Origin of the sequence: Paenibacillus macerans, from assembly GCF_900454495.1 — a bacterium.
Taxonomy (GTDB): domain Bacteria; phylum Bacillota; class Bacilli; order Paenibacillales; family Paenibacillaceae; genus Fontibacillus; species Fontibacillus macerans.
In genome coordinates this window covers 4,102,757-4,116,423 of the sequence record NZ_UGSI01000001.1, presented here as the reverse complement: position 1 = coordinate 4,116,423, position 13,667 = coordinate 4,102,757, and the positions used below count along the sequence as shown (strand labels likewise).

General features: G+C 57.2%; 11 protein-coding genes and 1 pseudogene. 8 read left to right on the top strand and 4 right to left on the bottom strand.

What is annotated here, in order from left to right:
* Nucleotides 1-325 precede the first annotated feature (325 nt).
* The 3 genes from DYE26_RS18505 to DYE26_RS18495 are packed head-to-tail and all read right to left on the bottom strand — an operon-like array spanning nucleotide 326 to nucleotide 3,480.
* Nucleotides 326-1,933, bottom strand: a complete 1,608-nt coding sequence (locus tag DYE26_RS18505; RefSeq protein ID WP_036626185.1) for an alpha/beta hydrolase family protein — start codon at nucleotides 1,931-1,933, stop codon at nucleotides 326-328.
* A gap of 48 nt (nucleotides 1,934-1,981) precedes the next feature.
* A complete protein-coding gene (locus DYE26_RS18500; protein ID WP_036626182.1) occupies nucleotides 1,982-3,082 on the bottom strand; it encodes a DUF1648 domain-containing protein in 1,101 nt (366 codons plus the stop codon).
* A 2-nt stretch (nucleotides 3,083-3,084) separates the two neighbouring features.
* The gene (locus tag DYE26_RS18495) at nucleotides 3,085-3,480 is read right to left on the bottom strand and encodes a GntR family transcriptional regulator (RefSeq protein ID WP_036626179.1); all 396 of its coding nucleotides are present in this window, start codon (nucleotides 3,478-3,480) and stop codon (nucleotides 3,085-3,087) included.
* Nucleotides 3,481-3,800: 320 nt separating this feature from the next.
* On the opposite strand from DYE26_RS18495, the gene DYE26_RS18490 reads away from it, so the two are divergent.
* Nucleotides 3,801-4,037, top strand: a complete 237-nt coding sequence (locus DYE26_RS18490; protein WP_082207937.1) for a GNAT family N-acetyltransferase — start codon at nucleotides 3,801-3,803, stop codon at nucleotides 4,035-4,037.
* 95 nt (nucleotides 4,038-4,132) lie between these two features.
* Here DYE26_RS18490 and acnA read toward each other — a convergent pair whose 3' ends face one another.
* On the bottom strand, nucleotides 4,133-6,850 hold the full coding sequence (gene acnA / locus DYE26_RS18485; RefSeq protein ID WP_036626173.1) for an aconitate hydratase AcnA: 2,718 nt from the start codon (nucleotides 6,848-6,850) through the stop codon (nucleotides 4,133-4,135).
* Nucleotides 6,851-7,072: 222 nt separating this feature from the next.
* Between acnA and DYE26_RS18480 the strand changes: the two genes are divergently transcribed.
* From DYE26_RS18480 to DYE26_RS18450, 7 genes and pseudogenes are all read left to right on the top strand, one after another.
* On the top strand, nucleotides 7,073-8,074 hold the full coding sequence (locus tag DYE26_RS18480) for an amidase domain-containing protein (protein ID WP_036626170.1): 1,002 nt from the start codon (nucleotides 7,073-7,075) through the stop codon (nucleotides 8,072-8,074).
* A 70-nt stretch (nucleotides 8,075-8,144) separates the two neighbouring features.
* Nucleotides 8,145-9,242, top strand: coding sequence for a D-alanine--D-alanine ligase (locus DYE26_RS18475; protein WP_036626167.1), 1,098 nt, complete (start codon nucleotides 8,145-8,147; stop codon nucleotides 9,240-9,242).
* Nucleotides 9,243-9,493: 251 nt separating this feature from the next.
* Nucleotides 9,494-9,816: pseudogene (locus tag DYE26_RS18470) on the top strand (hypothetical protein).
* Nucleotides 9,813-10,811 (top strand): UV DNA damage repair endonuclease UvsE, encoded by a 999-nt coding sequence (uvsE, locus tag DYE26_RS18465; RefSeq protein WP_036626162.1) that lies wholly within the window; start codon nucleotides 9,813-9,815, stop codon nucleotides 10,809-10,811. Before DYE26_RS18470 ends, uvsE begins: the two are co-directional and overlap by 4 nt.
* A gap of 94 nt (nucleotides 10,812-10,905) precedes the next feature.
* The gene (gene fabI, locus DYE26_RS18460; RefSeq protein WP_036626160.1) at nucleotides 10,906-11,676 is read left to right on the top strand and encodes an enoyl-ACP reductase FabI; all 771 of its coding nucleotides are present in this window, start codon (nucleotides 10,906-10,908) and stop codon (nucleotides 11,674-11,676) included.
* 211 nt (nucleotides 11,677-11,887) lie between these two features.
* Complete coding sequence (locus DYE26_RS18455; RefSeq protein WP_051985707.1) at nucleotides 11,888-12,757, top strand: inositol monophosphatase family protein; 870 nt, start codon at nucleotides 11,888-11,890, stop codon at nucleotides 12,755-12,757.
* Nucleotides 12,758-12,974: 217 nt separating this feature from the next.
* A complete protein-coding gene (locus DYE26_RS18450; RefSeq protein WP_036626156.1) occupies nucleotides 12,975-13,223 on the top strand; it encodes a hypothetical protein in 249 nt (82 codons plus the stop codon).
* The last annotated feature ends 444 nt before the right edge of the window (nucleotides 13,224-13,667 follow it).

Genomic DNA, 13,667 nt, shown 5'->3' with positions numbered 1-13,667 from the left:
CCATCACAAACGTTAGAGTTTTGAAGAGGTCTTTTTTTGGAAAATAACCGCTGCTGCAACCGTTAGATTTCCGGCATACCCTATTTTGATTCGAAAACCTAGCCGTTTCAAACAACGCCGAAATCGCTAACCTTAAAACCGTATGTGTATAAGAAAACGGACAAGGAGCAGAAAAAGGAATACATGAAAGAGCTGCAAATGAAGGTTTCGATCGACGCCAAGAACGCAGCCCGGTAAGCCAGACCATAAGCTAGACGCGGCAAAAGCCCAAAGGCCGTCCCGACAGTAAATTTGACTGTTTTGGGACGGCCTATTCCTATTTGCTTTATTTCACGCTATGAATCCAATTTGCAATATCGTCGATGATGGCCTTGGACACATTGGAAGGCTTGCCGTATTCGGTCCCGGTGGACAGGCCGTCATATTCGGTGAGCAGATGGTTCACCTTGGGGTAAGACTTGAACTCGACGTCCCCACGGTTTTTCAGCGCCGTTTCCCAGCCCTCGAATTGCTTCATCGTCACCTGCCAGTCGTTTTCGCCCTGCAGCACGAGCATCGGCCCGGTTTGCGTTTTGGCGAGTTCGGCCGGCACGTAATTTTTCTGCTCGAACCACCAGTAGGCAGGCTGCAGCGGGAATTGTTCAGGCATATGGTCAACCGTATATTCAGGGTCGTTGACCATATCGGCGATCGACGTATACATCGCGGCTTGCTGCTCGTACAGCGTCGAATCAAGCCCTAGCTGTTTGACGCGGCGGACCAGCTCGGCCTGCTGCTCGGCCAGCACGTTGGCGAATTTGCCGCTTGGAGCGGACAGAAGAATCGTTCCGGCGATGCCTCCATCCGGGGCGGCGGCGCTGATCAGCGGCATGGCGTAGCCGCCCTGGCTGTGGCCGGCGACGAAAATGCGGGAGTCATCGATGCCGGACGTGTTTTGCAGCAGTTTCACCGCTTCCAAAGCGTCGTCAACGCTTTCCTGCTTGAGCGTAAATTTCGGATCGGCCGCCACCTTGAAGGAATGCTCGTAGGTCACTTTGTCGTACCGCAGTACAGCGATGCCCTTGGCGGCGAGACCGGCGGCCAGATCGCGGAACGGCTTGGCCCCCAGAATCGTGGCGTCGCGGTCGTGCGGGCCGGAGCCGTGGACGAGCACAACCGCCGGGAAGGGGCCTTCTCCCGCAGGCACGGTTAAGGTGCCGGGGAGCGCCATCGCGCCGCTTCCGATGGTAACTTCCCGTTCGCTATAAGCCGCGGGATTGTCGTAAGCCGGCTTTTGATAAGCGGAAGCGGAGGCCGCGGCGATGTATAAATCATCGATCTTCCCGTTCTGATCCAGACGCAGCGTAACTTGAAACGGAACGATGGTGCTTTGGAAAGAGTACGTTACATTCCGGTGCACCGTGTTCAAGCTTTCGCTTTTGGCTGGTTCGCCCGCTGTTTTGCCGAACATGGCCTCGTAGTTGCTCCACAGCCGGTCCAGCAGGGCGGCCGGCAGCGCATAGGCGGATGCTTCGCTTACGTACTCGGCGGCTTTGGCCCCGTCTCCGGCCTGCAATGCTTCGAGGAACAAATCGGCCGCATCCTCCGTTTGCCCGTTATCGCCGGTGAGCGCTTTGGCGATCAAACCGGCGTCGGCCAGCGTCCGGCCGCCGGAGAGGCGGACCGGCTGGTTAAGGGCGACGGTTTCGCCATCCAGAACCGCCCGGTCCGAGCCGGCCTCAAGCTTCAGGACATGGCTGCCTTTTGTTACGGTTATCGTGCGGGTGCTTTGTTCCCACGATACCTCGGCGCCAAGCTTAGTTGCGGTTTCTCTTACCGGTTCAAGCGCCGCGCTGCTTTGCTCGGCGGCCAACGCGGATGCTGTGGGCACGGCGAGGCTTAAAGCCAGGGTAGCGGCAACGGCGTGTTTTACTTTTTTGGGATGTTTGTTCATCATCGTCTCCTCCTTGGGATTTACCTCTTAATTCATTTATTTGGCCGGTCAGTTCTTGAAAAACAGGCTGGAACCGATAATCACGGCGGCGATGCCGGCAAGCACAAACCAACCGACCGGGTTTGCGAAGTTGAGCGTCCAGCCGATGCCGGATCGTTTTTCCACAAAAACGGAAGGGTCCTGCGGGTTGAAATAAAACGCTCCGAGCTTCCAATAGCGGTCATCGTTCAGCGGCGCGGCCGCCGAAGCTTCGGCCGATCTTCCCAGCCGGCTTCCGCCTTGGCCCGTTGCAACAGACAGCACCATCGCAAACAACACGATAAAAACCGGAACAATCAGGCTGACGAGCGTGACGATGTTTGTGTCAAGCGGATGAAGCATATTAACCTGTATAAACGAAAACATGAATACAAGCGCCAATGACGACAAAATCGTAAACAGCGACCATCTGCGGCGAAAGGCCGCATTTTGCCGGACCGATTGCTCGGGGTTGCCGGCGTGGATTTGCTGCTTGCTCTTTTGAATGCTCCAGTTGACGAACCAGAACAACAGGGTCATGATCGCCTGCATGACGCTAGGAAACAGGACGACGCGGTACGATTTGGCCGCGCTGCTGACGACATTGCCCGCGAAATCGAACTTCATGGCGACCGGATCGGGAACGGCCTCGTAGTTCATGAGCATGATTGCGGCGCTTACGGCTATGATCAGGACATGAATCAGAAACCATCTGCCGGAAAAAGTCAGCTTTTGCCGGTGAAATCCGGTGTCCACCGCCAACAGAGCTTTATGCGCCTGGACGGAAGGAAGCGTCGGACGGATTTTTTTCATCCGGAAATAAAAGCTTATATTCAGCAAAATCGAAACAACGATCGTAACCGTGACAAATATGGCGAATACTCCGCCTTGCCCGTTTCCTTCCACGCTTAGCATCCCGGCGATGCAAAACAGAAGCAGGGCCGTATAGATCGCGCAGCTGAGGACGGCGTACTGCTTGCGCATCCGGCGCAACGGTTCGCTGCGATATTGCTCTTCGCTGACGGACACCCCGAAGCTGACCGTTTCCCTCGTTAAGTAGGGCATAAAAGCGAGTGAAGCCAAAAGCGGCACAAACATCAAGATCAGCATCAAAGCGGACATCCATTGCATCTTTATTCGCTCCTTTCGGATTGGGTAATTTCGTGGTGAATGCGTTCCAGCATCTGCAGAAGCTCTTCCTTGTTCATGCCCCGGCAAATGGCTTCCGCCACAATCGGCCGCATTTCCCGCTCCTGCTTCTCCAGAAACTCCGCGGTAACCGGCGGCATGCCGACGGGATCGACGACGACGCCTTTTTGGCGGTGGATTTGAATGTAACCTTCCTGCTTCAGCAGGGTATAGGCTTTGTTGACCGTATGCAGGTTGACGCCGATATCGGAGGCCAGGCTGCGCACCGAGGGGAGAGGTTCGCCCAATTTCAGCTTGCGGCTGGCAATCCCTTCGATGATTTGGTTCACCAGCTGTGTATAAATGGGAACCTCCGACTGCAAATCCAATTTCATGATCAAGGGTAAGGCATCTCCTTTGTTACAACTGTTATAGTCATAATATAACACATGGAACTAAAAATTGAAAGAGCCAGGTCTTGCTATTCCCGTAACGTCCTGTAAAAGGTATGATGGTCCTAATTAGCATGAAGTGGAGGCGGTAGCTATGGCAGCTTACAGACAGCGGACAAATTTACCGGGGAGGATAACCCCTGCTTGTCCATAAACCGCGTGGTTCCTTCCGTAGATGAGGGGGATCGCCAGATGACGCACAAAGTACCCCGAGAAAATAAAGAGCTGGATCAGCTATGCAAAGATTTTGACCAGTCCGGGTTAATCATATTCCGGACGGTACGGCTGTGATTCATGATTTCTGCGTCCTTCCTGCCTGTCAGGGAAAAGGCTTCGGGCGGGAAATTCTTTCGCAAACCGTGCGGCTGCTTCTTGGGAAAAAGCTGCCCCGCATTCGTCTGAGCGTGATCACGCAAAATCAAAACGCGTTAAGCCTGTATCAAAAGGCCGGATTCGCAATTACGGCGGAGTTTCACTATTACGTAAGCAGCTTAAACGATATATAATCTAAAAAAACAAAAGCGCGAGTTGCAAGGGGCGTTCCGCCCTTCGCACTCGCGCTTTATCATTCAAACTTTTATCTCGGAGATTTCCGCAAAAATCACACGCCTGCCGCGATCATTTGCCGCAGCACGGTTTGCAAAATACCGCCGTTGTGGTAGTAATCGACGTCGACCATACTGTCGAGGCGGGCGATGACCGGGAACTGGAACGTGCTGCCGTCCTGGCGGGTCGCCGTTACGGTCAACTCCTGACCTGGCTTCACGTCATTGCTAAGGCCGGCGATATCGAACGTTTCCGTGCCGTCGATACCCAGCGTTTTCCAGCTTGTGCCTTCCTGGAACTGCAGCGGCAGAACGCCCATGCCGACCAGGTTGCTGCGGTGAATCCGCTCGAAGCTTTCGGCAATGACGGCTTTGACGCCCAGCAGGTACGTGCCTTTGGCCGCCCAGTCGCGGGAGCTGCCGGTGCCGTACTCTTTGCCGGCGATGACGACGAGGTTCTGGCCGTTCGCCTGGTATTTCATCGAGGCGTCGTAGATCGACATCACTTCACCCTCCGGCAAATATTTCGTTACGCCGCCTTCCGTGCCCGGCGCTACCTGGTTGCGGATGCGGATGTTGGCGAACGTGCCGCGCATCATCACCTCGTGGTTGCCGCGGCGGGAGCCGTAGGAGTTGAAATCCTTGCGCTCGACGCCGCGCTCGCTCAAATAGCTGCCCGCCGGGCTGCTTGGCGAAATGTTGCCGGCCGGGGAAATATGGTCGGTCGTCACGGAATCGCCGAGCAGGGCCAGTACGCTCGCACCGCGAATGTCGGCGATATCGGACAGGCCTTCGCCGATCTTCTCGAAGAACGGCGGGTTCTGGATGTACGTCGATTTTTCATCCCACTCGTACAGTTCGCCTTGCGGTACCGGAATCGCGTTCCAGCGCTCGTTTTGCGTAAACACATGCTCGTATTTGCGGCGGAACATATCCGGGCTTAAGGATGCGGCGATCGCTTCCTTGATTTCCGCCGAAGACGGCCAGATATCCTTCAGATATACCGGCTGGTTGTTCCCGTCGTAGCCGATCGGATCGTTTTGCAGGTCGATATTGACCGTGCCGGCCAAAGCGTAAGCGACGACGAGCGGCGGGGAAGCCAGGTAGTTGGCTTTCACCTGAGCGTGCACGCGGCCTTCGAAGTTCCGGTTGCCGGACAGCACCGCGGCCACGGTCATGTCGTTATCGGCGATCGCCGCGCTGACTTCCTCCGGCAGCGGACCGGAGTTCCCGATGCAGGTCGCGCAGCCGTAACCGGCGACGTGGAAGCCCAGCGCTTCGAGCGGCTCGATCAGGCCGGCTTTTTGCAGGTACTCGGTTACGACGAGGGAGCCCGGCGTCAAGCTGCTCTTCACGTAGCCCGGCTTTTTCAGGCCGCGTTCGACCGCTTTTTTCGCCAGCAGGCCGGCGCCCACCATAACGCTCGGGTTTGACGTGTTCGTGCAGCTCGTAATCGCCGCGATCACGACCGCGCCGGTTTTCAGCTCGCTGGTGGAACCGTCCGGATGTTTGACCGCCACCGATTGCCCGATTTTGTCCTCGCTGAGGCCGTATCCGCCTTTATCGATCGGCGTGCGGATGATGCTGTTAAAGCTCTCCTTCATCGCCGTCAATTCGATGCGGTCCTGCGGGCGTTTCGGTCCGGCCAAGCTTGGTACGACCGTGCTGAGGTCGAGCTCGATCAGGTCGGTGAACACCGGATCTTCCGTGTCGTCCGTGCGGAACATGCCTTGCGCTTTGTAATAATCTTCAACGAGCGCGATTTGCTCCTCGGAGCGTCCGGTGCTGCGCAGGTAGGACAGCGTTTCCTGGTCTACCGGGAAGTAGCCGATCGTCGCACCGTATTCCGGAGCCATATTCGCTACGGTAGCGCGGTCGGCCAGGCTGATGTTCGACAGGCCCGGGCCGTAGAACTCGACGAATTTGCCGACGACGCCTTTTTTGCGCAGCATCTGCGTAACCGTCAGCGCAAGGTCGGTCGCCGTTGCGCCTTCGGCCAGACTGCCGGTCAGTTTAAAACCGATGACTTCCGGCGCCACGAAATACAGCGGCTGGCCGAGCATGCCGGCTTCCGCTTCGATCCCGCCGACGCCCCAGCCGACGACGCCAAGGCCGTTGATCATCGTCGTATGGGAGTCCGTGCCGACGAGGGAATCCGGGAAGACGAACGTTTCGCCGTTCACCGTTTTGGTCGCCGCTACGGATGCCAGGTACTCCAGGTTGACCTGGTGCACGATCCCCGTGGCCGGCGGCACGGCGCGGAAGTTGTCGAACGCCGTCTGCGCCCAGCGCAGGAAGCGGTAGCGCTCCTCGTTGCGTTCGAATTCAACCTTCATGTTGTATTCGAGCGCTTCCGGCGACCCGAAGGCGTCGACCATGACGGAGTGGTCGATAACGAGATCGACCGGCACGAGCGGGTTGATCCGTTTCGGATCGCCGCCGGCTTTCTTTACGGTGTCGCGCATGGCGGCCAGGTCGACGACGACCGGAACGCCGGTAAAGTCCTGCAACACGATGCGAGCGGGGATAAAAGGGATCTCTTTGTTGTCATCGCGGCCCTCGCTCCAGCCGGCGATTTGCTTCACATGCTCCTGGGTAATGGCTCTGCCGTCAAACTGGCGGACAGCCGCTTCAAGCAACACTTTAATGGAAAACGGCAGTTTGGAAATTTTGCCGAGTCCCTGTTCTTCCAAGGACTGCAGGTTGAAGTAACGGTAGCTTTTGCCGCCGACTTCAAGCGTACGGGCTGCGGAGTTAAAATCGTTCGCTGACATAAATGTACCTCCTTGTTTCATTAGGTGAAACATAATTTCAAAAATAACCGCTTCATTTAGTATACCGTCCCTGACCTGGAGAGTAAAGAACTTTTTGCGGCCGCTCCCGCCTGATTTTGCCGAATTGACGCGGTTGAATGGGCTTTCATGGCCGCCTTCGGGGAACATACTCCCGTACGGGCGTTCATATACTTGGAACTAATGGAAAAGGAGGCGTGAACAGTGGCGGAAGAATGGAGAAAAACGTTGTCCATATATGTGAACGAACAGAACCAGGATGAAGTGGATTACCGGACCCCGAGCGCAGGAACGGTCGTAACCGACCTGGATTACCTGCTGCGGCGCGGAGAGCGCAAACGGAAGCTGGACATGTGGTATCGCAGCCGGGGAGCGGCGCCGCTGCGCTGTGAAACGCGGGCCAAGCTGGTGCGGGAAATCGAAAAACGGGAAGGCGAGCTCGAAGTCGATCTGCAGCTGTTGAAAAAAATATATTACGAAAAAGGCGGGGCGCGCCACCAGGAGGAGCGGATCGAAAAGCAGCGGCTGACGCTGCAGCGCGACAGGGCGGGCTGGGTCGTCTCGCGCGTGGAGCTGCCGGTGCCGGAGCGCCATCCGTCGCTGCCTTTTCCGGCGCCGGACGAAGCCGGGGAAGGCCGCAGGCCGGCGGCGCCGCGCCCGTTCTTAAACCGCGAGCTGCTTGGGGGGAGCCCGCCAAGGGGGATTGCTTACCGGCGCGAAGATGCGGTGCTGTACGCCGATCGGTGGTGGGACGGGTTCAACCCGGAATTCGCCGCTTTTGAAGTCGACTGCACCAATTATATCTCGCAATGCCTCTTTGCAGGCGGAGCCCCAATAAACTATACTGGAAAAAGAGAATCGGGCTGGTGGTACAAAGGTTACGTCGGCGGACGGGAAGCCTGGAGTTACAGCTGGTCCGTGGCGCATGCGCTGCACGGCCATCTCGCCCGCAGCGACGCCGGGCTGCGCGCCGAAATCCGCGAACGTCCGGAGCAGCTGGAGCTGGGGGATGTGATCATCTACGACTGGGACGGCAACGGCAGGTTCCAGCACAGCACGATCGTCACCGCCTTCGACGCCGGCGGGATGCCGCTGGTCAACGCCCATACGACGCCAAGCAAACACCGCTATTGGGACTACCGGGATTCCTACGCCTGGGGCGAAAATACGGTGTATCGTTTTTTTCATATCGCGGACCGGTTTTGAAAGTGAGGGTTTAAAAAGTCGGCTTTTCAGCACCAAGAAGGTTGCATAACAAAAGAAAAGAGGTTTACCCATGGGACAGGACAAATTGACCGTAGGGCTTATCTACGGGGGCAAATCGGGAGAACATGAAGTATCGCTGCAGACGGCCTTCGCCGTTTCGCAGGCGTTTAATTACGATAAATACGAGTTGCTTCCTTTTTATATCGACAAACAGGGAAAATGGAGCGTGGGCGGCAAGCTGTCGGCTCCGTTCTCGGCGCTCGAGGAGCTGAAGCTGGAAAGCGGCGCGGGCGATACGGCGGCGGCGATGAGCCTGCTGTTCGGAAAGCTCTCGACCGGCGAGTCGGCCATCGACGTAGCGTTTCCGCTGCTGCACGGGACGAACGGCGAGGACGGGACGATTCAGGGGCTGTTCGAAATGGCCGACCTGCCTTATGTGGGGGCCGGCGTGCTCGCTTCGGCCGCGGGGATGGATAAGGTCATCATGAAAAAGCTGTTCGCCGAAGCTGGCCTTGCGCAGTGCAAGTATTGCTACTTCACCGCTTCGGAATGGGAGCGGGCAAGCCATACGCTGGTCCAGGGCATCGAGGATAAGCTTGGCTACCCATGCTTCGTGAAGCCCGCCAATCTCGGCTCCAGTGTGGGCATTTCCAAAGCGAGAACGCGGGACGAGTTGATGAATTCGATCGCGATCGCGCTTCGTTATGACGTGAAGGTGATCGTCGAGGAGTTCGTCGACGCCCGCGAGGTGGAGGTCGGGGTGCTCGGCAATGACGAACCTTTGCCGTCCGTCCCGGGGGAAATCGTCTCTTCCGGTGAATACTACGATTACCAGGCCAAATATTTGGACGGCAAATCGCAAATGCTTATCCCGGCACCGCTGGACCCGGAATTGGCCGAACGGATCCGGGACCTGGCCGTCAAGGCGTTCAAAGCGATTTCGGGGAGCGGGCTTTGCCGCGCCGATTTTTTTGTGCGGAAAGCGGATCAGGCGATATGGATCAACGAAGTCAACACGATGCCGGGTTTTACCCCGTTCAGCATGTACCCGCTGCTGTGGCGTGAGACGGGGGTGTCCTATGAAACGCTGCTGGACCGCTTGATCGGGCTGGCGCTTGAGCGCTACGAAGCCCGGCAAAACCTGGAGTTCGAGAGCGGCGTGCTTTAAGTTCGAGTTCAAAAAGTCGGGTTTTCAGGACCGAAGCGTATGCTTACGATGTGCGTTTTTTCAAAACACTGTAGGTCGGATGAAGCTAGGGACTGAGTAGCGGAGCGTAGGTGAGCCTACGTGAGCAACGGAAGGCCCGGCTGAATTCAAGATTCGACGCCGAACCCTCTTCATGAACGGCTTCGTCATGGAAAGATGACTTTTTGAACAACCGCTTTAACCTTAACCAATCTAAGGAAGGAAGTGAGCCGATGGGTTTTCAAACGGAATTCAACTCCGTCTGCAAATTCAAAAATGAGCAGGAACTGTATGAACTGCTGGAATATGGCCGCGGCAAAATGCTGAAGCAGGGGCTGCGGGTGTTTCCGACCGGGCAAAAGGTGATCGCCTATACGCCCGGCAACAAGGCGGTGGCCATCGTCAAAATCACCGCCTGCGTCGCCGAAATCAATTTCAATGGAGAGGAAGTTACATCGGTGGAGCTGGAGCTGGTGCGCCAGCTGACGGAAGAAGAGTCCAAGGTACAGACGCTCTGGCTTACGAGATGTTTTTCGGAGAAACGTCCGCTTCATGATCGTGCGCTTTGGCTATGTGGCCATGTCGACCGTCATCAAGGACGCTTCGCCGTCGAAAACGATGACGTTCAAAACGTTCCAAAGCCTGGCCGACCGGGACGCCGCCATCCGGCGCCTCGAGCGGATCGCCGCGGAAAATCTGCACAATACGCTGCGGCTTCTGCGGCATAACGTAGCGAGCGACATCCGGGTCTACCGCTTCTCCTCGAAGCTGATTCCGCTGGCAACGCATGAAGCGCTGTCGGACTGGAATCCTTACGAAGCGCTGCGGGAACCGTTTGCCGCCGTGGGGAACTACGTAAAGGAACAGGGGCTTCGGGTGTCTTTTCATCCCGATCATTTTACGGTGTTCAGCACGCCGCGGCCCGAAGTGCTTGAATCCTCCATCCGCGATCTGGAATACCATGTCGCTATGTTTGAAGCGATGGGGCTGAACGCGCGGGCCAAAAACAACATCCACGTGGGCGGAGCTTACGGGGACAAGCCGGCGGCGGCCGAACGCTTCCAGGCCAATGTCGCGGCGCTGCCGGACCGCATCAAGCGGCGGCTGACGTTGGAAAACGACGACAAGACGTTTAATGCCCCCGAGACGCTGGAGCTGTGCGAAGCGCTTGGGGTCCCGATGGTGCTTGATATCCATCACCAATGGGTGAACAACGCCGGCGAGACCCTGGCCGAGCTGTGGCCGCGGGTAATGGCGTGGTCTGCGCCGTACGCCCAGGCGGATTCTCCGGCGGACGACCCGCTGCCGCCGAAGATTCACGCGTCCAGCCCGAAAAGCGCCGGCGACCCGCGCGGGCATGCCGACCATGTCGCCGCCGGGCCGCTGCTCGATTTTCTGCGCAGCATCGCGCCTTACTCCGAGCGGGTGGACGTCATGCTGGAAGCAAAACTGAAGGACGGCGCCTTGTTCGCGCTGATGGAGGAGCTTAAAGATTACAGCGGAGAAGGCGTGGAGGTGCTGGACGGGGCTACCGTGCGGATTCGGCCTTAAAGATGGGACAAGCTCCGGCGGCGCATCCCTTGAATAAAGCCGGCAAATAAGGTAAGTTGTACAAAATGAAGTGTCTTTATTGAGGAGGATCATGATGGGTGATTTATTGGCAGGTAAAAATATTATCGTGATGGGGGTTGCCAACGAGCGCAGCATCGCTTGGGCGATCGCCCAAAGCCTTGCGGAGCAGGGCGCGCGCCTGGCGTTTACATACGAAAGCGAACGCGTGGAAGGCCGCGTGCGCAAGCTGGCCGAAACGATTCCGAATTCGCTGATTCTGCCGTGCAACGTAACGGTGGACGCGGAGATCGACACGCTGGCGGAAGCGCTGCGCAGCGAGTTCGGCGTGCTGCACGGGCTCGTGCACAGCATCGCGTTTGCCAAAGCCGAAGATTTGGCCGGCGATTTTGTGGACACCTCCCGCGAAGGCTTTGCCCTGGCCAACGATATCAGCGTGTACTCGCTCGTGGCCGTGTCGCAGCGGCTTGCGCCGCTGATGACCGAAGGCGGCAGCATCATGACGATGACGTACATGGGTTCGGAGCGCGTGATGCGCAACTACAACGTGATGGGCGTGGCCAAAGCGGGGCTGGAGGCATCGGTGCGCTATTTGGCGAACGATCTCGGCCCGAAAAACATCCGCGTCAACGCGATTTCCGCCGGTCCGATCCGCACTTTGGCGGCGAAGGGCATCAGCGACTTCAACTCCATCCTGAAGCAGGTGGAGGAAAAGGCGCCGCTGCGCAAAACGACCGAAACCGCGGAAGTAGGCGATACGGCGATGTTCCTGCTCAGCCATCTCTCCCGGGGCATTACCGGGGAAGTTATTTTCGTGGATGGCGGCTACAATATCGTCGGCGCTTAAACCGCCGCATTTCATGAAGAAGAAGTTCGTTTCCGGCGGGGCCTTGAAGAGGCCCGCTCCGGATGCGAACTTTTTGCATATGGGCGGCCCGGGCGTGCCCTGCACGCCTGATGCGTAAACGGTGCGAAAAAGGGAAAAAGGACGCAACTTTGCCCTTTGCGGGACGTATAGATTTACGGGTGAAGCATTACAAGTTTAAGATGAAGGTAGAGTGAAACCATTGGAATCAAATCCGAAAGTACCATATGTGGTGGGCAGTAAAAGCCCGACGGCCGTGGCGATCAACTGCGCATCCAAGGCGGGGGAATGGATCAAGAGCAAGCTCGGCGGTTACGGCGAGCTCGGCACGAAGCTTTCTTCGCGCGATTTGGTGACGGATGTGGACAAGGGCGCCGAAGCGATGATCCGCAAACTGATTTTGACGCACTTCCCGGATCACAGCATTCTCGGCGAAGAAGGAGTCGCTCCCGGGGCGGCGGCTTCGGCGGCCGCGCTCGCCGCGGCAAGCGAAGCGGAATATTTGTGGATCGTCGATCCGATCGACGGCACGACCAATTTTGTGCACGGGTTTCCGTTTTTTTGCGTATCGATCGCGCTTGCGTATCGCGGGGAAGTTACCGTCGGCGTCATTTACGACCCGATGCGCGACGAATTGTTTTTGGCGGAAAAAGGCAAGGGCGCTTATATGCATGGTCAAAAATGCAAGGTCTCGGCGGAGTCGGTGCTTTCGGACAGCGTGGTGGCGGTTGGCTTCAACCCCGACCGGGAGTTCGCGCTGCCGACAAATATGCGCGGCTTGAACGCCTTGTCCGGCGAGGTTCGCAGCCTGCGCGCCGCCGGCTCGGCCGCCCTGCATCTGGCCTATGTCGCGGCCGGACGGCTGAGCGGATATTATGAAGTAGGGCTGAATGCCTGGGATGTCGCCGCGGGGGCGCTGATCGTCGCGGAATCGGGAGGAATAGTCACCGATACCGTAGGCAACCCTTATGACATCGGCGTTCGTCACCTGGCAGCCAGCAACGGCAAAATCCACAACGAACTGCTGGGGGTTTTGAAGAGCGCGGACGCCACGGGGATGTAAAGCTTACCGGCTCATTCGGCCGATTTGCCAGGGTGGCGAGCAGTAGTGCCGGGAGCAGTAGTGCTGAGAGCTTAGTGCTGAGATAGTAGCGCTGGGAGCAGTGGTACCGGTAAACAACAGCACTAGTGAACAACACCACTAGTGAACAACAGCACTGGTGATCAGTGGCCGTAGCGGCAACCGATAAAGCCAATTTAACCGGAAGGGGTGTCCAGGGATGAGCGATCATAAAGAGTTGGAACGTGAGCTCAGCGAGATGCTGACGGAAGGGGAATACGGCAGTGAAGAGGAGCGCCGAAAGGAAGAACGGAGACGCTTGTCTCCGAGATACGAGATCCGGGTCCAGACGACGCTGGATCCGATTGTAGAGGAAACGTTGGCCTACCGGAAAATGGGCAAGGAACTCGATGGACGGTACGACGAATATTTGAAAAAAGCCAAGCGTGCCGACGGAAAGAAGGAATAACCCTGCCGGCTCCGCCCGGCTGATGGAAGGGCGGCTGTATGCGTTAAGGGCCTGCTGTGCATGGCATTGTGCAAGGCGTCGGGGAGAAGATGAGTGCGCGAGAGCAAAAATACGAGCGGTGATCGGGCTCTCTAAACTGCCGGAAAGCGGTAAACGGTCGGCAAGCGGGAAGCTGTCGGCACAAGAGGCAACTTTAGCCTGGGGCGGCAAATGTCCCAGGCTTTTTGTAATGATCGACCCCGGATAAAGTAAGTTTAAGTTGCGCAAGAAGGATTACACAAGTTGAAGGTTCGGCGGAGATTCTAAGGGACCTGAGAGGCGTTATTTGTTCAAAAACAGGGAAGCAAAAATTGTAACGGACCGAGCAGACCTTATTTGGCTCAAATCAGCCCAATCCGTTAATTTGTAGCCCGATAGCGTCTGCTCTGTCCGTTAAGTTGGGAA

What these genes read in the sequence shown, in the direction of transcription:
- DYE26_RS18505 (WP_036626185.1), bottom strand. Translation starts at nt 1,933, where the DNA reads ATGAACAAACATCCCAAAAAAGTAAAACACGCCGTTGCCGCTACCCTG.
- DYE26_RS18500 (WP_036626182.1), bottom strand. Translation starts at nt 3,082, where the DNA reads ATGCAATGGATGTCCGCTTTGATGCTGATCTTGATGTTTGTGCCGCTT.
- acnA (WP_036626173.1), bottom strand. Translation starts at nt 6,850, where the DNA reads ATGTCAGCGAACGATTTTAACTCCGCAGCCCGTACGCTTGAAGTCGGC.
- DYE26_RS18475 (WP_036626167.1), top strand. Translation starts at nt 8,145, where the DNA reads ATGGGACAGGACAAATTGACCGTAGGGCTTATCTACGGGGGCAAATCG.
- uvsE (WP_036626162.1), top strand. Translation starts at nt 9,813, where the DNA reads ATGATCGTGCGCTTTGGCTATGTGGCCATGTCGACCGTCATCAAGGAC.
- fabI (WP_036626160.1), top strand. Translation starts at nt 10,906, where the DNA reads ATGGGTGATTTATTGGCAGGTAAAAATATTATCGTGATGGGGGTTGCC.
- DYE26_RS18450 (WP_036626156.1), top strand. Translation starts at nt 12,975, where the DNA reads ATGAGCGATCATAAAGAGTTGGAACGTGAGCTCAGCGAGATGCTGACG.